This window comes from Stagnihabitans tardus (assembly GCF_009925085.1).
Taxonomy (GTDB): Bacteria; Pseudomonadota; Alphaproteobacteria; order Rhodobacterales; family Rhodobacteraceae; genus Stagnihabitans; species Stagnihabitans tardus.
The window spans coordinates 127,361-144,499 of sequence record NZ_JAABNR010000010.1 but is presented as its reverse complement, the minus strand read 5'-3'; the positions used below and the strand labels follow the sequence as shown (position 1 = coordinate 144,499).

Annotated in this window: 19 protein-coding genes; 10 read left to right on the top strand and 9 right to left on the bottom strand. The window is 65.5% G+C overall.

Annotated elements, in window-relative coordinates; translation table 11 throughout:
- Window positions 1-46 precede the first annotated feature (46 nt).
- Window positions 47-1,759 (bottom strand): bifunctional sulfate adenylyltransferase/adenylylsulfate kinase, encoded by a 1,713-nt coding sequence (locus GV832_RS12175; RefSeq protein WP_168775145.1) that lies wholly within the window; start codon window positions 1,757-1,759, stop codon window positions 47-49.
- Between the two features lie 186 nt (window positions 1,760-1,945).
- Window positions 1,946-2,887 carry a thioredoxin-disulfide reductase gene (gene trxB, locus GV832_RS12170; RefSeq protein WP_168775189.1) on the bottom strand — a complete coding sequence of 314 codons (942 nt, stop codon included), beginning with the start codon at window positions 2,885-2,887 and terminating at the stop codon, window positions 1,946-1,948.
- 199 nt (window positions 2,888-3,086) lie between these two features.
- Between trxB and GV832_RS12165 the strand changes: the two genes are divergently transcribed.
- Complete coding sequence (locus GV832_RS12165) at window positions 3,087-3,587, top strand: Lrp/AsnC family transcriptional regulator (protein WP_168775144.1); 501 nt, start codon at window positions 3,087-3,089, stop codon at window positions 3,585-3,587.
- Window positions 3,588-3,819: 232 nt separating this feature from the next.
- Here GV832_RS12165 and groL read toward each other — a convergent pair whose 3' ends face one another.
- Window positions 3,820-5,463, bottom strand: a complete 1,644-nt coding sequence (gene groL / locus GV832_RS12160) for a chaperonin GroEL (protein WP_168775143.1) — start codon at window positions 5,461-5,463, stop codon at window positions 3,820-3,822.
- Window positions 5,464-5,557: 94 nt separating this feature from the next.
- Window positions 5,558-5,845 carry a co-chaperone GroES gene (locus GV832_RS12155; RefSeq protein ID WP_168775142.1) on the bottom strand — a complete coding sequence of 96 codons (288 nt, stop codon included), beginning with the start codon at window positions 5,843-5,845 and terminating at the stop codon, window positions 5,558-5,560.
- A 184-nt stretch (window positions 5,846-6,029) separates the two neighbouring features.
- On the opposite strand from GV832_RS12155, the gene GV832_RS12150 reads away from it, so the two are divergent.
- The 8 genes from GV832_RS12150 (at window position 6,030) to GV832_RS12115 (ending at window position 12,977) form a co-directional block, all read left to right on the top strand.
- On the top strand, window positions 6,030-7,049 hold the full coding sequence (locus GV832_RS12150) for a TraB/GumN family protein (protein ID WP_168775141.1): 1,020 nt from the start codon (window positions 6,030-6,032) through the stop codon (window positions 7,047-7,049).
- Window positions 7,034-7,900, top strand: a complete 867-nt coding sequence (locus tag GV832_RS12145; RefSeq protein WP_168775140.1) for a DMT family transporter — start codon at window positions 7,034-7,036, stop codon at window positions 7,898-7,900. The genes GV832_RS12150 and GV832_RS12145 overlap by 16 nt, the downstream gene beginning before the upstream one ends.
- Window positions 7,901-7,959: 59 nt before the next feature.
- A complete protein-coding gene (locus tag GV832_RS12140; protein ID WP_168775139.1) occupies window positions 7,960-8,880 on the top strand; it encodes a manganese-dependent inorganic pyrophosphatase in 921 nt (306 codons plus the stop codon).
- 99 nt (window positions 8,881-8,979) lie between these two features.
- On the top strand, window positions 8,980-9,840 hold the full coding sequence (locus GV832_RS12135) for a TIGR01459 family HAD-type hydrolase (protein ID WP_168775138.1): 861 nt from the start codon (window positions 8,980-8,982) through the stop codon (window positions 9,838-9,840).
- A 104-nt stretch (window positions 9,841-9,944) separates the two neighbouring features.
- Complete coding sequence (locus tag GV832_RS12130) at window positions 9,945-10,388, top strand: MaoC family dehydratase (protein WP_168775137.1); 444 nt, start codon at window positions 9,945-9,947, stop codon at window positions 10,386-10,388.
- A 29-nt stretch (window positions 10,389-10,417) separates the two neighbouring features.
- On the top strand, window positions 10,418-11,335 hold the full coding sequence (locus tag GV832_RS12125) for a bifunctional riboflavin kinase/FAD synthetase (RefSeq protein WP_168775136.1): 918 nt from the start codon (window positions 10,418-10,420) through the stop codon (window positions 11,333-11,335).
- 165 nt (window positions 11,336-11,500) lie between these two features.
- Window positions 11,501-11,947, top strand: coding sequence for a YcgN family cysteine cluster protein (locus GV832_RS12120; protein ID WP_168775135.1), 447 nt, complete (start codon window positions 11,501-11,503; stop codon window positions 11,945-11,947).
- A gap of 1 nt (window position 11,948) precedes the next feature.
- The gene (locus GV832_RS12115) at window positions 11,949-12,977 is read left to right on the top strand and encodes a threonine aldolase family protein (RefSeq protein WP_168775134.1); all 1,029 of its coding nucleotides are present in this window, start codon (window positions 11,949-11,951) and stop codon (window positions 12,975-12,977) included.
- 166 nt (window positions 12,978-13,143) lie between these two features.
- Here the strand turns inward: GV832_RS12115 and GV832_RS12110 are convergent, their stop codons facing one another.
- Window positions 13,144-13,938, bottom strand: coding sequence for an alpha/beta fold hydrolase (locus GV832_RS12110; protein WP_168775133.1), 795 nt, complete (start codon window positions 13,936-13,938; stop codon window positions 13,144-13,146).
- Window positions 13,920-14,513: a 2-hydroxychromene-2-carboxylate isomerase gene (locus tag GV832_RS12105; RefSeq protein WP_168775188.1), complete on the bottom strand. Its 594-nt coding sequence runs from the start codon at window positions 14,511-14,513 to the stop codon at window positions 13,920-13,922. Before GV832_RS12105 ends, GV832_RS12110 begins: the two co-directional genes overlap by 19 nt.
- 96 nt (window positions 14,514-14,609) lie before the next feature.
- Here GV832_RS12105 and GV832_RS12100 point away from each other — a divergent pair, with 96 nt between their 5' ends.
- Window positions 14,610-15,626, top strand: a complete 1,017-nt coding sequence (locus GV832_RS12100) for a ribose-phosphate pyrophosphokinase (RefSeq protein WP_168775132.1) — start codon at window positions 14,610-14,612, stop codon at window positions 15,624-15,626.
- A gap of 31 nt (window positions 15,627-15,657) precedes the next feature.
- On the opposite strand, the gene GV832_RS12095 is transcribed toward GV832_RS12100, so the two are convergent.
- The 3 genes from GV832_RS12095 to GV832_RS12085 all read right to left on the bottom strand — a co-directional run bounded on the left by GV832_RS12095 (window position 15,658) and on the right by GV832_RS12085 (window position 17,138).
- On the bottom strand, window positions 15,658-16,008 hold the full coding sequence (locus GV832_RS12095) for an H-type lectin domain-containing protein (protein ID WP_168775131.1): 351 nt from the start codon (window positions 16,006-16,008) through the stop codon (window positions 15,658-15,660).
- A gap of 104 nt (window positions 16,009-16,112) precedes the next feature.
- Window positions 16,113-16,496, bottom strand: coding sequence for an ATP synthase F1 subunit epsilon (atpC, locus tag GV832_RS12090; protein ID WP_168775130.1), 384 nt, complete (start codon window positions 16,494-16,496; stop codon window positions 16,113-16,115).
- Window positions 16,497-16,508: 12 nt separating this feature from the next.
- Window positions 16,509-17,138, bottom strand: coding sequence for a class I SAM-dependent methyltransferase (locus GV832_RS12085; protein ID WP_168775129.1), 630 nt, complete (start codon window positions 17,136-17,138; stop codon window positions 16,509-16,511).
- Window position 17,139: the final 1 nt, after the last annotated feature.

Genomic DNA, 17,139 nt, shown 5'->3' with positions numbered 1-17,139 from the left:
CGAAGGCCGCCCCGAGGGGCGGCCTTTGCCTTGGCTCTTGCCGAGATCAGGCCTTGATCAGGCCCAGGCTTTCCAGCTTCAGGATCACCTGGTGGGCGCAGTGGTCCACGTCCACGCCAGCGGTTTCCAGCACCAGTTCGGCCTTGGTCGGGACTTCATAGGGGTCCGAGATGCCGGTGAACTCCTTGATCTTGCCTTCGCGGGCCAGCTTGTAGAGCCCCTTGCGGTCGCGCTTTTCGCATTCCTCGACCGAGGTCGCCACGTGCACTTCGATGAAGGCGCCGTAAGCCTCGATCATCTCGCGCACGGCGCGGCGGGTCGCGGTATAGGGCGCGATCGGGGCGCAGATCGCGATGCCGCCGTTCTTGGTGATCTCCGACGCCACATAGCCGATGCGGCGGATGTTGATGTCGCGGTGCTCTTTCGAGAAGCCCAGTTCCGAGGACAGGTGCTTGCGCACCACGTCGCCGTCCAGGATCGTGACGGGGCGCCCGCCCATCTCCATCAGCTTGACCATCAGCGCGTTCGCAATCGTCGACTTGCCCGAGCCCGAGAGGCCGGTGAAGAAGACCGTGAAGCCCTGCTTGTCGCGCGCCGGAGAGGTCTTGCGCAGCTGCGCCACGACCTCGGGGAAGGAGAACCAGGCCGGGATGTCCAGGCCCTCACGCAGGCGGCGGCGCAGTTCGGTGCCCGAGATGTCCAGGACCGTGCAGCCTTCCGGCACTTCGTTGGCGGGGTAATACTGGTCGCGCTCTTGCACATAGACCATGTGCTTGAAGTCGACCATCTTCACGCCGATTTCCTCTTCGTACTTGGTGAAGAGCTCTTGCGCGTCATAGGGGCCGTAGAAATCCTTGCCCTGGGAGTTCTTGCCCGGGCCGGCATGGTCACGGCCAACGATGAAGTGGGTGACGCCGTGGTTGCGGCGGATCAACCCGTGCCAGACGGCCTCACGCGGGCCGGCCATGCGCATGGCGAGGTTCAGCAGAGACATGGTCGTGGTCGACTGCGGATACTTGTCCAGCACGGCCTCGTAGCAGCGGACGCGGGTGAAGTGGTCGACGTCGCCCGGCTTGGTCATGCCCACGACCGGATGGATCAAGAGGTTGGCCTGGGCCTCTTTCGCGGCGCGGAAGGTCAGCTCCTGGTGGGCGCGGTGCAGCGGGTTGCGGGTCTGGAAGGCAACGATCTTCTCCCAACCCAGCTTGCGGAAATAGGCGCGGAGCTCGTTCGGGCTGTCGCGGCGGGCCTTGAAGTCATAGTGGACCGGGGCTTGCAGACCCTTGATCGGGCCGCCGAGGTAGACCGGACCGGCCACGTTGTGCAGATAAGCGATGGCCGGATGGGCCATGTCATCGGCGCCATAGCCAAAGACCTTGGCGGCCTCGTTGGCCTTGTTCGGCACCCATTTGTCCGAGACGGTCATGACGGCGAGGATCACGCCCTCGGCGTCGCGGAGCGCGATCTCGGTGCCCGGAGCCACGCCCTCGGCGAACTTTTCCGACACGTCCAGCGTGATGGGCATGGGCCAGAGCGTGCCATCCGCCAGGCGCATGTTCTCGACCACGTTGTCGTAATCGGCCTGGGTGTTGAAGCCCTTCAGCGGGTAGAAGCCGCCGTTCATCAGAAGCTCCAGGTCGCAAACCTGGCGCGCGGTCAGATCCCACGAGGGCATGTCGCCCGCCGCAACCTTCAGTCGTTGGGCTTCATCGGCAGAGACGAACAATTCGGGGATGGGCGCAAGATTGGATTTGGACATGGCTCTCTCATCAGGATGTCGGAACGGCAAAGGACAGGCGCGCGGCCTTGGTTGCCCGGGCTTTTGACTGCGGACCGGGGAATAATCAAGCCAAGTGCTGCGATTCTCGTTAAAAAGGGCCAAAATGCCGCGAATTGAGCGGTTTTTGGCCCGTTTTTCGGCAAAGGCCCTGCGGACCGGAACGGCTCAGCCCAAGGAGGCGAGATAGCGCTCGGCATCCAGCGCCGCCATGCAGCCCATCCCCGCCGAGGTCACGGCCTGGCGATAGACATGGTCGGTCAGGTCGCCAGCGGCGAAAACGCCCGGAATGGCGGTGCGGGTCGTGCCGGGTTCGACCTCGACATAGCCGCCGTTGTGCAGGGGAAGCTGGTCCTTGACCAGGTCAGAGGCGGGAGCATGGCCGATGGCCACGAAGAAGCCCGCGCAGGGGATGACGCCCTCTGCCCCGGTCTTGAGGTTCTTCGTCTTGACCCCGGTGACGCCCAAGGGCGCCTCGGTGCCCAGGACCTCGACAACCTCGGAATCCCAGACGACCGCGATCTTCGGATGCTTGAAGAGCCGGTCCTGCATGATCTTTTCCGCCCGCAAGCTGTCGCGGCGATGGACCAGCGTCACCTTGGAGGCGAAGTTCGTCAGGAACAAAGCCTCTTCCACGGCGGTATTCCCCCCGCCGATCACCACGATCTCCTTGCCGCGATAGAAGAACCCGTCGCAGGTCGCGCAGGCCGAGACGCCAAAGCCCTTGAACTTCTCTTCCGACGGCAGCCCCAGCCACTTGGCCTGGGCCCCGGTCGCCAGGATCACCGCATCGGCGGTATAGGTCATGCCGCTGTCGGCCTTGGCCACGAAGGGCCGCACGCCCAGGTCCAGCTTGGTGATGTAGTCCGAGATCACCTCGGCCCCCATGGCCTCCGCATGGGCCTGCATGTTGACCATGAGATCCGGCCCCTGGATGTGCTTTTCGCCCGGCCAGTTCTCGACCTCGGTGGTGATGGTCAGCTGGCCGCCGGGTTGCATGCCCTGGATGAGCAGCGGCTCCAGCATGGCGCGGGCCGAATAGACCGCCGCCGTATAGCCCGCCGGACCCGAGCCGATGATCAGAACCTTGGTGTGCCGCGTCTCGCCCATCTCACTCTCCATCTTTGGCCGCCTGATATAGGCAAAACGCGGGCCTTGGGAAAGAGCCGGAAAAGGCAAGGCCGCCTTGCCCGGAATAAAGGCACCAAAGCCGCCCCGGACGGCGCTTTGCGAATTTTTCTTGCGCCGCCGTGCAAGATTATTGCGCAAAGCAGGCCCTTGGCGTAAGCCACCGCCAAAGGAGACCCCCATGCCCGTATTCAAACTGGACCCGATCGACCGCAAGATCCTCTCGGAGCTGCAGGCCGACGGCCGGATGACGAACGTCGAGCTGGCTTCGCGCGTTGGGATTTCGGCGCCGCCCTGCCTGCGCCGGGTCAGGACGCTGGAGGAAGAGGGCTACATCACCGGCTATCACGCCGACATCAACGCAAGGGAACTGGGCTTCGAGGTCGCGGTCTTCGCCATGGTCCGCCTGAACTCCCAGGCCGAGGCCGACCTTTCGACCTTCGAATCCCGCTGCCGCGCCTGGCCCCTGGTGCGCGAGTGCCACATGCTGAACGGCGAGATCGACTTCATCCTGAAATGCGTCTCGCCGGACCTGTCCACCTTCCAGAACTTCCTGACCGAGCAGCTCCTCAAGGCCGAGAACGTCGCCAACGTCAAAACCTCGCTGGTCATCCGCTGCGCCAAGGACGAGCCGGGCCTGCCCTTCGACGTGCTGGAAGACCGCCTGGCCAAGAACGCCTGAGGGATCGCCCTCCCCTTCGCCGCACCTGGTGGCACCTCCGCCCCCCTCCCCAAAGCCGGTTGGCCACAAGCCAGAGGCGAGGCAAAGTTCTTGCGCGGAACGCGCTGCTTTTGAAAGGTCGAGGCCCCGGGTCAGGCCCGGGGCGGCGCGGCTCTGGCGGACAAGGTCGCGCCACGGAAAAGGGGCGCACCTTTCAGCGCGCCCCCAAACCTGGACCATGGGTCCGGGATGATTACATCATCCCGTCCATGCCGCCCATGCCGCCCATGCCGCCGCCAGCCGGAGCCGCCTTGGGCTCGGGACGATCCGCGATCATGGCTTCGGTGGTGATCAGGAGCGAGGCGATCGAGGCCGCATCTTCCAGGGCGGTCCGGGTCACCTTGGCGGGGTCGATCACGCCGAACTTGAACATGTCGCCATATTCTTCCGTCTGGGCGTTGAAGCCGAAGGACGGGTCGTTCGATTCGCGGATCTTGCCAGCCACGACAGCGCCATCGACGCCAGCGTTTTCAGCGATCTGACGCAGCGGGGCTTCCAGCGCGCGGCGGATGATGGCGATGCCGTTGTCCTGGTCGCTGTTGGCGCCCTTCAGCGCAGCGAGACCCTTGGAGGCCTGCACCAGGGCCACGCCACCACCGACGACGATGCCCTCTTGGACAGCGGCGCGGGTCGCGTTCAGGGCGTCATCGACGCGGTCCTTGCGCTCTTTCACTTCGATCTCGGTCATGCCGCCGACGCGGATCACGGCCACGCCGCCAGCGAGCTTCGCCACGCGCTCTTGCAGCTTTTCCTTGTCGTAGTCCGAAGTGGTCTCTTCGATCTGGTTGCGGATCTGCGCGACGCGGGCTTCGATCTCGGCCTTGGCACCATTGCCATCGACGATGGTGGTGTTGTCCTTGTTGATCGAAACCTTCTTGGCGCGGCCCAGCATGTCCAGGGTCACGGCTTCCAGCTTCATCCCCAGGTCATCCGAGATCACCTGGCCGCCGGTCAGGATCGCGATGTCCTGCAGCATGGCCTTGCGACGGTCGCCGAAGCCCGGAGCCTTGACGGCCGCGATCTTCAGACCACCGCGCAGCTTGTTGACGACCAGCGTCGCCAGGGCTTCGCCTTCGACGTCTTCCGAGATGATCAAGAGCGGGCGCTGCGACTGGATCACCGATTCCAGCAGCGGAACCATCGGCTGCAGCGAGGAGAGCTTCTTCTCGTGCAGCAGGATGAAGACGTCTTCCAGCTCGACCGTCATCTTGTCGGCATTGGTGACGAAATAGGGCGAGAGGTAGCCGCGGTCGAACTGCATGCCTTCGACGACTTCGACTTCGGTCTCCAGACCCTTGTTCTCTTCGACGGTGATCACGCCTTCGTTGCCCACGCGCTGCATCGCGTCAGCGATGAAACGGCCGATCTGAGCTTCGCCGTTGGCCGAGATCGTGCCGACCTGGGCCACTTCGTCCGAGTCCTTGACCGGGCGGGCAGCGGCTTTGATCGCAGCCACGACATTGGCGGTGGCCATGTCGATGCCGCGCTTCAGGTCCATCGGGTTCATCCCGGCGGCGACGGCCTTCATGCCTTCCTTGACGATGGCTTGGGCCAGGACGGTGGCGGTGGTGGTGCCGTCGCCCGCTTCGTCATTGGTGCGGGAAGCGACTTCCTTCACCATCTGGGCGCCCATGTTCTCGAACTTGTCGGCCAGTTCGATTTCCTTGGCAACGGTCACGCCGTCCTTGGTGATGCGCGGTGCGCCGAAGGACTTGTCGATGACGACATTGCGGCCCTTCGGACCCAGGGTGACCTTGACCGCGTCGGCCAGGACATTGACGCCACGCAGGATACGGTCGCGGGCATCGGTGTTGAAACGAACGTCTTTAGCAGCCATTTTGCAGACTCCGATTTGAGGTGGTGTAGGGTGCGTTTCAACGCACCACTTCGAACGACAGGGGAGGTGCGCTCAAGCGCACCCTGCGGCTGGGTCAGCCGATGATCCCCATGATGTCGCTTTCCTTCATGATCAGCAGTTCTTCGCCGTTCAGGGTCACTTCGGTGCCCGACCACTTGCCGAACAGGATCTTGTCGCCTGCCTTGACGGCCGGAGCGATCAGCTCGCCATTGTCCTTGCGCGCGCCAGCGCCCACCGAGATCACTTCGCCTTCCGAGGGCTTTTCCTTGGCGGTTTCCGGGATGATCAGCCCGCCCTTGGTCTTGTCTTCGGACTGAATGCGCTTGACCAGCACGCGGTCATGAAGCGGTTTGAAAGCCATCTGGGTCACTCCCTTGGGTATCCAGGTTCAAAAGTTTTAGCACTCGCGTCAGCTGAGTGCTAACGAGGCCTGAGTTAGGCACAGATGCGGCGCCTGTCAACACCCGGACATGCGAAATTCTCATGACTGGTGAAGCGCCCCAAGCGCCCTTGGCCTTGGCCGTCCGGCGTGCCATGGTCGGCCCATGATCCTCTCCTCGCTCAAAGCCGCCCTCGGCGCCCTGGCCTTCTGCTTCGCCCTGCCCGCCTTCGCCGCCGGGCTCTGCGATGACAGCCGCGACCTGATCGCGGACCTGTCCCCCGAGACCCGCGCGGCGCTGGTCAGTGACATCCCCTTCGCCACCGGCAACTTCTGGCAAGCCCGGCGGGGCGAGGCGCAGATGCTGCTGATCGGCACCTATCACCTGGACCATTTTCGCTTCGACGACCTGGTCCCGACGCTGGCCCCCGCGATCCAGGGCGCCAGCGGGCTTTGGGTCGAACTGGCGCCCAAGGACGAAGCGGCGCTGAAATCCTGGCTCGGCAGCCATCCCGAGGCGCTCTTCGACCAAAAGGGCCCCAGCCTGCGCGACCGCCTTGGAGCCGAGGACTGGGCGGCCCTGTCCCAAGCGCTGCAGCGCCGGGGCACCTATCCCGTGACCGTCCTCAAGACGCGGCCCTGGGTCGTGGCCTCGATGCTGGAAAAACCCGCCTGCCTTGGGGCGACGGAAGAGATCCTGAACGGTCTCGACCGCAGGCTCTCGGCGCTGGCCGCCGAACAGGGCCTGCCCATTCACTCGCTGGAGCCCTTCGACACCGCGGTCAAGGTCTTTTCCAACCTGACGCCGGAGGAACAGCTGGACATGATCCGCCAGGGCCTCTTGATCGAGCCCAAGTCCGATGACATGGCCGCCACCCTGGTCGGCGCCTATTTCCGGGGCGAGAGCCAGCTTTACATCGCCTTCACCCGGCAAATGGCCATCGACGACTTCGGCCTCGATCCGGCGGAGGTCGACCGGCAGATGAAACTGATGTTCAACACCCTGCTGGACGGGCGCAACGCCGCCTGGGTGCCCGTGCTGGAAAAGGCCTCCGAGGCGGGTCCCCTGGTCGCCGCCTTCGGCGCGCTGCATCTGGGGGGCGAGAAGGGCGTCTTGAACCTTCTTGCCGCAGAGGGCTGGCAGGTCACCCCCTGGACCCCGGGGGACGCATGGCCCGCGCCCTGAGCGACCAGGGGCTTGGCCTGGTCCTGGTCGCGGTCTCGACGCTCGCCTGGAGCACGGCGGGGCTGTTTACCCGGGCCATCAGCGAGGACCTCTTCACAACGCTGGTCTGGAGGGGTCTTTTCGGCACCGCTGGCCTTCTGGCGGTGCTTTTGTGGCGCGACGGGGTCAAGGGCCTGCGCGACTTCGGGCGGCTCGGGCGGGCGGGCTGGGCCTATGCGGCGATCTCGGGGCTTGGCATGTATGCCTATATCGGCGCGCTGCGGATGAGCTCGATTGCCCATGTCTCGATCATCTACGCCGCCGTGCCCTTCATGACGGCGGGGCTCGCCTGGGTGATGATGGGCACGCGACCGACACGGGATGCGGTCATCGCAAGCACGGTGGCCTTCCTCGGCGCGGTCCTGATGGTGGGGCTGGGAGGCGACGGCAATCTCCTGGGCGACGGTCTCGCGGTGGTGATGACCCTTGGCATGGCGCTGATGATGGTCATCGCCCGCAAGCACCCCGAGATCCCGACGCTCCCCGCCGGCATCACCTCGGCGGTCTTCTCGGTGCTGATCGCCCTGCCCTTCGCAGGTGCCATGCCTGCCGGAGACCAACTCTGGCTCCTGGCAGGCTTCGGCCTGATCAACTCCACCCTCGGCTTCGCGCTTTTCCTCATGGGCTCGGCCCGGATCGCGCCCATACAGACCGCGCTTTTGGGCGCGCTCGAGGCCCCGATTGCCCCGGTCTGGGTCTGGCTGGTCTACGGCGAGACGCCGACCCTGCCCACGGTGATCGGCGGGACGGTGGTCATGGTGGCGGTCCTGGGTCACATCCTGCGACAATACCGCCAGAACGCCAAGGCGTGACAAGGCCAGCTTTCCCGCCTATAAGCCGGGCAAAATTTCCGCATCCAAAGAGGCATCCCATGTCGATCAAGGTCTTCGGCCACAAATCCCCCGACACCGATTCCACCGGCTCGCCCATCGCCTGGGCCTGGTATCTGTCCGAAGTGAAGGGCACGCCCGCCAAGGCCTGCCTGCTTGGGGAGCCCAACACGGAGGCGCTTTTCGTGCTGAAGCATTGGGACCTGGCCAAGCCCGAGATCATCGGCGACGTGACCGCTGACGACAAGGTGGTCGTGGTCGACACCAACAACCCGGCCGAACTGCCCGCTTCCATCAACGAGGCGAAGCTTCAGGCGATCATCGACCACCACATGCTGGTCGGCGGGCTGAAGACCAAGTCGCCCATCGACATCACCATCCGCCCCCTGGCCTGCACCGCCACGATCATGCATGACCTGATGGGCGCTGACCTCGCCCGCGCTCCGCGCGGCGTGAAGGGCGCGATGCTCTCCTGCATCATCTCCGACACGCTGGAGTTCCGTTCGCCCACCACCACCGCCCATGACAAGGCCGTGGCCGAGAAGCTGGCCGCCGACCTCGGCGTCTCGATCGCCGAGCTGGCGACCAAGATGTTCGAAGCCAAGTCCGATGTCTCGGCCTTCTCGGATGCCGAGCTTCTGCGCATGGACAGCAAGGAATACAATGTCGCCGGCAAGGAGCTGCGGGTGTCCGTGCTGGAAACCACCGCGCCGAAAGTGGTGCTGGACCGCAAGGACAGCCTGATGGAATCGATGGTCGGCGTGGCCAAGGAAGACGGCGCGGACCAGGTTCTCTTGTTCGTCGTGGACATCATCAAGGAAGAGGCGACGCTCCTCGTCCCCAACGACCTGGTTCGCCAAATGGCCGAAGCCTCCTTCGGCGTGAAGGTCTCGGGCGACACGGTCGTCCTGCCGGGCATCATGAGCCGCAAGAAGCAGATCATCCCTGCGCTGAAGCTCTAACCCACAGACCAAGGCTCCGCCGGGCTTGACCCGGCGGCTCCCCGGCCGGGACCTTCCCGGCCGTTTCCATTCCAGCACAAGTCCCGCAGGAGACCCAAGATGCCACGCCTGATCGCCTCGCTCGCCGAGATCGCTGCCGATTACGACGCGGTCTTCTGCGACCTCTGGGGCTGTTTGCACAACGGCTATACGCCCTTTCCCGGGGCCGTGGCGGCGCTCCAGGCCTTCCGCGCGCAGGGAGGCCGGGTCGTCCTGATGACCAACGCGCCGCGCCCGCGTGGCGCCGTGGCCGCGCAGCTCGACCGCATGGGCGTGCCCCGCGACGCCTGGGACCTGATCGTCACCTCGGGCGATGCGACGCAACTGGCGCTCTTCTCGGGCGACTATGGCACGCGGGTGGGCTTCATCGGGGCGGAGAAGGACGAGAGCTTCTTCACCGACCTGCCCGCCGACCTTTGGGCCGCCAAGATCGAAAGGGTCGCCATCCCGGAGGCCGAGGTGCTTCTGTGCACCGGCCTCGCCCAAGACCTGACCGAGACCCCCGAGGACTACCGCCTGCACCTCGCCCAGGCCCGCAACGTCGGCCTGACCATGCTCTGCGCCAATCCCGATATCATCGTGGACTATGGCGACAAGCGCCTCTGGTGCGCGGGGGCCTTGGCCCAGGCCTATGAGAAACTCGGCGGCGAGGCGCTTTATTTCGGCAAGCCCCATCCGCCGATCTATGACCTGGCCCGGCGCCAGCTTGGCCTCGATGACCCGCGCATCCTGTGCATCGGCGACGGGCTCTGGACCGATGTGAAGGGCGGCTTCCAGGAGGGTCTGGACACGCTTTACGTCACCGGCGGCATCTCGGCCCATGAATTCGGCCCCGTGGATGCCCCCGACCCGGCGCGCCTGGAGGCCTTCCTGTCGCGTGAGGCCCTGCCCGCGACCTATGCCATTCCGACACTACAGTAACAAAGTTACGCCCAAGACTTAAGTCTTGCATCTTTCTTGCGAGACGGAATTGACGCCGCAGCGCAGCATCGCTATTCTCCCCGACAACCAAACCGGGGAGAATCATGCTGGACAACCATGCACCGCGCAGCGTCTGCATCGAGGATATCGAGATCGGCATGACCTCCTCCCGCAGGAAGCGCATCACCGACCGCGATATCGCGCTCTTTGCCGAGGTTTCGACCGACCGGAACCCCGTCCACCTGGACGAGGCTTACGCGCAGGAAACCATGTTCCAGGGCCGCATCGCCCATGGCATGCTGACCGCCAGCCTGATTTCCGCGGTCATCGGCGAGGATCTGCCGGGCCATGGCACCGTCTATCTCTCGCAGTCCTTGCGCTTCATGGCGCCGGTCCGCCCGGGGGATGACCTGACGGCGCAGGTGAAAGTCACCGCAATCGACCATGCGCGGCGCCGGGTGACCCTTGAAACCCTCTGCTCGGTGGGCAATACCGTGGTGCTGAAAGGCGAGGCGCTGGTCATGGCGCCCTCGGCCAAACTGGACTGAGGCGCGGGGCTGTCCCGCCAAGGGGTAGCATGCGGATCAACCACGGCTGGAACGGTTTGCCACCCGAGGCGCGCGGCGCTTCGGTGGCGATGGGGAATTTCGACGGCGTCCACCTGGGCCACCAGTCGGTGATCAACCTGGCACGCGGCGCGGCGCCCCTGGGCGTCGTGACCTTCGAGCCCCATCCCCGCCAGGTCTTCGCCCCGGAGGCCCCTCCCTTCCGCCTGATGAATGCCGAGGCCCGGGCCAATCGCCTGGCGCGCCTTGGCGTGGCAGAGCTCTTCGAACTGCCCTTCGACGCCCAGATCGCCAGCATGTCACCCGAGACCTTCGTGACCGAGGTGCTGAAGGAGGGGCTTGGCGTCTCCCATGTCGTCGTCGGCGCCGATTTCCGCTTTGGCAAGGGCCGGGCGGGCACGGCCGAGGACCTGCAGCGCCTCGGAGCCGCCCATGGGTTGCGCGTGACCGTAGCCCCCCTGATCGCCCATGAGGGCGAAGAGATCTCCTCGACCGCGATCCGCCGCGCCCTGGCCGAGGGACGCCCGCGCGATGCGGCGCAGATGCTGGGCCACCTCCACCGCATCGAGGGCGAGGTGATCCATGGCGAAAAGCGCGGGCGCGAGTTGGGCTATCCGACGGCCAATATGTCGGTCCAGGGCCTGCATCTGCCCAAGCTTGGCGTCTATGCGGTCAAGGTCGATATCCTGACCGGGCCGCAAGCGGGGTCCTATATCGGCGCCTCCTCGCTGGGCGTGCGGCCGCAGTTCGGCGGCACGGTGCCGAACCTCGAGACCTTTCTCTTCGACTTCACCGGGGATCTTTACGGCCAGCATCTCTCGGTGGCCCTGGTCGACTATCTGCGGCCCGAGATGAAATTCGACGGGTTGCAGGGGCTTTTGGACCAGATGGCGGCGGATTGCTTGCGGGCGCGGGATATCCTTTCGTAGGCGGGGGGGCTTCGCCCCCCCGCACCCCCCAGATCGGGGGGCTGCCGCCCCCCGAGCCCCCCGCTTCAAGGGGGCCAGGGCCCCCTTGAAAATCCCCGTGGATATTTGAGCCAAATTGAAAGCGGCGGGCTTTCCTTTCGGCACGGGGCGGGCCAGATTGCGGCGATGACCAAGCGCAATGAATTCTGGACCCTGCCCCTGACCAAGCTCAACCCCGAGGAATGGGAAGCGCTTTGTGACGGCTGCGGCAAGTGCTGCCTGAACAAGCTGGAATACGAGGACACGGGCGAGCTGGCCTTCACCCGCGTCTCCTGCAAGCTTCTGGACGCCCAGACCTGCCGCTGCGTCGATTACAACAACCGCCACAGCTTCGTGCCGGAATGCGTGCGCCTCTCGCCCGCCAGCCTGAAGCGGGTCGCCTATTGGATGCCCAAGACCTGCGCCTATCGTCTGCGCTATGAGAACAAACCCCTGCCCGACTGGCACCCCCTGCTGACCGGAGACCCCGAGAGCCCGCATCGGGCGGGGGAATCGGTGCGCGGCTGGGTGATCTCGGAACTGGCCGTGCCGGAAGACGACTGGGAAGACTATATCATCGAAGAGGGGCTTTAGGATGTTCTTCGCCTCGGACAATACCTCGGGCGTGGCGCCGCAGATCATGGCGGCGATGGTGCGCGCCAATGAAGGCTACATGAAAAGCTACGGCGCCGATGCGATCATGGCCCGGGTCCGCGCCCGCATCCGCGCGCTCTTCGAGGCGCCGGAGGCCGAGGTCCATCTCGTCGCCACCGGCACGGCCGCCAATGCGCTCTCGCTGGCGCTGATCACCCAACCCTGGGCGGCGGTCTTCGCCCATGAGACCGCCCATATCGCGGTGGATGAATGCGGCGCGCCGGAGTTCTATACCGGCGGCGCCAAGCTGATAGGCATCCCGGGCGAGCACGGCAAGGTGACGCCCGAGGGCCTGTCGCGGGCCCTGGGCTCCATCGGCGAGAGCGGCGTCCACGGCGTCCAGCGCGGCTGCCTCTCGCTGACCAATGTGACCGAGGCGGGGACGGTCTATACGCCCGCCGAAATCGCCGCCCTGACCGCCCTGGCAAAGGCGCGCGGCCTGCCCTGCCACCTGGACGGCGCGCGCTTTGCCAATGCGCTGGTGGCCACCGGGGCGACGCCTGCGGAGATGACCTGGAAGGCGGGGATCGACGTCCTCTCCTTCGGCGGGACGAAGAACGGCTGCATGGGGGTGGAGGCCGTGGTGCTCTTCGACCCCTCCAAGGCCTGGGAGCTGGAACTGCGCCGCAAACGCGCGGGCCATCTCTTCTCCAAGCACCGCTTCCTCTCGGCGCAGTTCGAGGCCTATCTGGAGGGCGACCTCTGGCTGACCCTGGCGCAGAACGCCAATGCCATGGGCCAAAGCCTCGTCCAGGGCCTCGCCCGCGTGCCGGGCGCGAGCCTGAGGCACCCGGCCCCCGCCAACATGCTTTTCCCCTGGCTCGCCCCCGGCACCAATGCCCGCGCGGCAGAGCGTGGCGCGCAATACTACGCCATGCAGGAGGGCGCCCGCGAATATGCCCGCTTCGTGGCCTCCTGGTCGACGACCCAGGACGACGTGGATGCGCTGATCTCGGCACTCTGCCCGTAACCCCGGGGTATACCCCGGGCTACGCGGCGGGAAGAGAGCGCCAGGCTGGCACAGGGCAAGGCCTGCGGAAAGGCAGAGGCCCCTTCTTCCCCTTTCACATTGGCACAAATATCCCACGGGGAGGTCTGGAGGGGTGTGAAACCCCTCCAGCGCGGTTCGCCAGCGCCTAAAGCCCCAGCATCGGGCGCAGCGCCCTTGCGACCTCGGCTGGATGGGTGATGGGCAGCATGTGACCCGCCCCCACCACGGCCACGCGCCGGGCCGAGGGGATGCGCGCCGCCAGAGCGTCATGGATGGCGCCGACGATATCGGGGCTCATCGCGCCCTCCATCAGCATCACCGGCATGGTCAGGCCCTCGAGCCCTCCGGGCGCGAGAAGCCCCGCACCGTCCTCGCCCAGGACCGGCGCCTGGGCGGCGATCAGGTGGATGCGGTCGCGCATGTAGTCGACCGTCCGCAGCGGCAGATCGGCCAGGGTGGCGCCATTGCCCCAATCGGCATGGAAAGCCTCCAGCGCGGCCTGGCGCTGGCCGTCATGGATCAGCGTCTCGATCCTGCGGTGGCGGGCGTGGTGCGGCGCATAGCGCGCATCCCCGGCCTGGCGGGCGGCCACGAAAAGCGGCGGCTCGATCAGGGTCAGGCTGCGCACGCGCCCCGGATGCCGCAGCGCGATCCGCAAGGCCACGGTTGCGCCGAAGGAATGGCCCACCAGGTCGAAGCGCTCGGGCGCGAGCTCAAGCGCATCCTCGTAGGTCTGGTCATGCAGGCTGCGCGCCCCGTCCCAGCCGGGTTGGCGCCCATGGCCGGCCTGGTCCGGCGCGATCAGCTGGCGCTCGGGCAGGTGATCGGCCAGCGCGGCCCAGGCGCCGGCATGGGCCAGGGAGCAATGCAGCATCAGGACCGCGCCCTTGGCCTCCGCATGCCAGACCCGGTGCGGGATGTCTATTTGCCCGAGATCCATAGGTCCAAATCCTCCAGCCGATCCTGCCCCCAGAACTTCTCCTCCCCTACAACGAAAAACGGCACGCCGAAAACCCCGCGCGAGACGGCTTCCTCGAGATTCGCAGCGTAAGTCTCGGCGGCCATCAGCATGCCCCGGTCGGCTACCTTGGGGTCGAAGCCCGCCTCGGCCAAGGCCGCCCCGATCACCGCGTCGTCCGAATGGTCCTTCCCCTCGGCCCAGAGCCCGCGTGTGATGGCCTGGACATAGGCCCCAAGGTCGCCGCCCCCGGCCTTTTGCGCCGCGATCAGCGCATAGGCGGCGGGCGCGGGATTGGCAGAGCGGTAAAGCGGCGCCGGGTCCAACCTCAGCCCCAGCTTGCGCGCCTGCCGGGCGCGGTCCTGCGCGGCGTAATCTTTGCGCGAAGGGTGGCGCTCCTCCCGCACCTTGCCGCCGGTGCGCGGGAAAAGCTGCGCCACATCGACCGGCTTCAGGACAAGGTCATAGCCATGCCTGGCCGCGATCTCCCAGGGGCGGCGGCCTGCGAGGTAGACATAGGGCGACTGCAAGGCGAGATAGTAGTCGATCTGCGGCATCTTGAGCCCCCTGTTAGCGGTCACATCCATGGTCAAGAGGGTAGAAGGTTGCTAAGCGGTGTCAACGTCTCGAATCCCCCTGCGACAGGTCCCCAGATGCCCGCTATGACTGAACCGAAGCTGATCTCCGGCAATGCCAACCTCTCGCTGGCCAAGTCGATCGCCCGCCGCATGTCGATGCATCGCGGCATGTCGGTGAACCTGGTGGACGCGCGGATCGAGCGCTTCAACGACCAGGAGATCTTCGTCGAAGTCTTCGAGAATGTGCGCGGCGAGGATATGTATATCATCCAGCCGACCTCGAACCCGGCCAATGACAACCTGATGGAATTGCTGATCATGGCCGATGCGCTGCGGAGGTCTTCGGCGGATCGGATCACGGCGGTCATCCCCTATTTCGGCTATGCCCGCCAGGACCGCCGCGCCAAGGCGCGCACGCCGATTTCGGCCAAGCTGGTCGCCAACCTGATCACCGAAGCGGGCATCGACCGGGTCCTGACGCTGGACCTGCATGCGGCGCAGATCCAGGGCTTCTTCGACATCCCGGTGGACAACCTCTATGCCTCGCCGGTCTTTGCGCTGGATATCGAGCACCACTTCAAGGCGCAGCTGCATGACGTCATGGTCGTGTCGCCCGATGTCGGCGGCGTGGCCCGGGCGCGGGAGCTGGCCAAGCGCATCGGCGCGCCGCTCGCCATCGTGGACAAGCGCCGCGAAAAGGCCGGTGAGGTCGCGGGCATGACGGTCATCGGCAATGTCGAAGGCAAGAAATGCATCATCGTCGATGACATCTGCGACACGGCCGGCACTTTGTGCAAAGCCGCCGAGGTCCTGATCGAGAATGGCGCCACCGAGGTCCATTCCTATATCACCCACGGCGTCCTGTCGGGCCCGGCGGTCGAACGTGTCTCGAAATCGGTGATGAAGTCGCTGGTGATCACGGATTCCATCGAACCCACCGACGCGGTGAAGAACTGCCCCAATATCCGCATCGTGCCGACCGCGCCGATGTTCGCCCAGGCCATCCTGAACATCTGGAACGGAACGTCGGTCTCCTCACTCTTCGAGACCGAGACCCTTGTCCCGATCTATGAGGGCATGTACAACCGCTGAGGCGAGCCCCGGGGTCTGGCCCGGGCAACCTTCACTCGATTTCCCAGTCGTCGTCATCCCGCATGGCGCCGATCGCGGTCCAGTCGGCGCGGATGCGGGCGACGCGGGTGTCGCCCCAGGTGCGGAAGACCAGGTCGAAGCCCTTGCGTGTCACATTCTCGGCCACCAGGTCGCCGCGCGAGGTACTCTTGTGGTCGATGTCCCACATGGCCAGCCCCACCATGACGGCAGGTGCCTCGCGGAAGGACTCCTTGAAGACGACAGAGTGGCGGCTTTGACGCTCCCCCTGCCCGGTCCACATCGGGCCGCCATCGGCAAAGTCCGAGAACATGACCTTGCTGCCCTGAACGACACCCAACTTTCCCGAAGTAATCCGCTTCATCGCCCACTCGCCTTTTGCGCGAAGATATCCCAAAAGTTCGTCAACAAAAGGTCAAGAAACAAAAAAGCCCTGCACGTGGCAGGGCTTTTCGCGGATTTTCGGGTTCAGTGGCCCGAAAGCGCGGCCTTGATCGCGGCCAGATCGGCAAAGGCCTTGTCGGCGGCATCCTTGGACGGGTTGACCGCAGCGGCCTCGGAGGCATCGGACAGAAGCTTGTCCAGCACCGCAGGCGTGGCTTCCTCGACCGGGATCGCCATTTCGGCCAGGATCGTGACCGAGGTCGCGCTGACTTCGGCAAAGCCGCCGGTGACGACATAGGCCTTCTCGCCCGAGCCGTCCTTGGCACGCAGGATGCCGGGGCGCAGGCCGATCATGGCGGGCGCATGGCCGGCCATGGCGGTCAGGTCACCCTCGGCGCCGGGGATCTGGATTTCGTTGGCGGCCATCGAGAGCAGACGGCGCTCGGGCGTGACGATGTCGACTTGCATCTATTGCTCCATTCATGCCGTCTGCGCCGCAGGTCGGCGCAAGACGTATTGACAGTATTTCCCGACGATCAGCTCGAACCCCTGGGCCTTTGCGAATTCGTCCACCGCCTGCTTGACCCCGCCATGAGCGGAATTCGGATCGGCGAAGTAGTCGTCGCCCAGGATCACCCCATCGGGTTTCAGCCGGGGCAGGATCGCGGCAAGGTCGTCCCTGACCATCTCGTATTTGTGGCCCGCGTCCAGGTAGACCCAATCGAGACTTTCCACAGGCATCTCTGCCAGGAACTCGGTCGAGAATTGTTCCCGCAGCTCGACCACATCCGGCGCCGAATCCCTGACCGCCTTTGCCGCATCCAGCGTCTCGGCGACGCGCAGACGGCCCTTGTCGGTATAGGGGCCCCAGGCGGGATAGGTCTCGCCATGCAGCCGGTGGTAGGGGTCGACCAGGTAGAACTTGGCCGGGGCGAAGGTCTTCAGGATCACTTCCGAGAAATGCGCCCAAAAGACCCCGATCTCTGCCCCGACGCCGTTCTTGCGGACATATTCCGCAAGATAGGCGCGGTTCGGGGCATGGGTGGCTTCCCGGTGGGTCTCGCGGGAGAAGGCGATGTCCTTGCCCGTTTTTCCCACCGGAATGGCCATG

Bases quoted from the DNA above. Each gene is read 5' to 3' on its own strand.
- GV832_RS12175 (WP_168775145.1), bottom strand. From the start codon at position 1,759: ATGTCCAAATCCAATCTTGCGCCCATCCCCGAATTGTTCGTCTCTGCC.
- trxB (WP_168775189.1), bottom strand. From the start codon at position 2,887: ATGGGCGAGACGCGGCACACCAAGGTTCTGATCATCGGCTCGGGTCCG.
- GV832_RS12165 (WP_168775144.1), top strand. From the start codon at position 3,087: ATGCCCGTATTCAAACTGGACCCGATCGACCGCAAGATCCTCTCGGAG.
- groL (WP_168775143.1), bottom strand. From the start codon at position 5,463: ATGGCTGCTAAAGACGTTCGTTTCAACACCGATGCCCGCGACCGTATC.
- GV832_RS12155 (WP_168775142.1), bottom strand. From the start codon at position 5,845: ATGGCTTTCAAACCGCTTCATGACCGCGTGCTGGTCAAGCGCATTCAG.
- GV832_RS12150 (WP_168775141.1), top strand. From the start codon at position 6,030: ATGATCCTCTCCTCGCTCAAAGCCGCCCTCGGCGCCCTGGCCTTCTGC.
- GV832_RS12145 (WP_168775140.1), top strand. From the start codon at position 7,034: ATGGCCCGCGCCCTGAGCGACCAGGGGCTTGGCCTGGTCCTGGTCGCG.
- GV832_RS12140 (WP_168775139.1), top strand. From the start codon at position 7,960: ATGTCGATCAAGGTCTTCGGCCACAAATCCCCCGACACCGATTCCACC.
- GV832_RS12135 (WP_168775138.1), top strand. From the start codon at position 8,980: ATGCCACGCCTGATCGCCTCGCTCGCCGAGATCGCTGCCGATTACGAC.
- GV832_RS12130 (WP_168775137.1), top strand. From the start codon at position 9,945: ATGCTGGACAACCATGCACCGCGCAGCGTCTGCATCGAGGATATCGAG.
- GV832_RS12125 (WP_168775136.1), top strand. From the start codon at position 10,418: ATGCGGATCAACCACGGCTGGAACGGTTTGCCACCCGAGGCGCGCGGC.
- GV832_RS12120 (WP_168775135.1), top strand. From the start codon at position 11,501: ATGACCAAGCGCAATGAATTCTGGACCCTGCCCCTGACCAAGCTCAAC.
- GV832_RS12115 (WP_168775134.1), top strand. From the start codon at position 11,949: ATGTTCTTCGCCTCGGACAATACCTCGGGCGTGGCGCCGCAGATCATG.
- GV832_RS12110 (WP_168775133.1), bottom strand. From the start codon at position 13,938: ATGGATCTCGGGCAAATAGACATCCCGCACCGGGTCTGGCATGCGGAG.
- GV832_RS12105 (WP_168775188.1), bottom strand. From the start codon at position 14,513: ATGCCGCAGATCGACTACTATCTCGCCTTGCAGTCGCCCTATGTCTAC.
- GV832_RS12100 (WP_168775132.1), top strand. From the start codon at position 14,610: ATGCCCGCTATGACTGAACCGAAGCTGATCTCCGGCAATGCCAACCTC.
- GV832_RS12095 (WP_168775131.1), bottom strand. From the start codon at position 16,008: ATGAAGCGGATTACTTCGGGAAAGTTGGGTGTCGTTCAGGGCAGCAAG.
- atpC (WP_168775130.1), bottom strand. From the start codon at position 16,496: ATGCAAGTCGACATCGTCACGCCCGAGCGCCGTCTGCTCTCGATGGCC.
- GV832_RS12085 (WP_168775129.1), bottom strand. From the start codon at position 17,138: ATGGCCATTCCGGTGGGAAAAACGGGCAAGGACATCGCCTTCTCCCGC.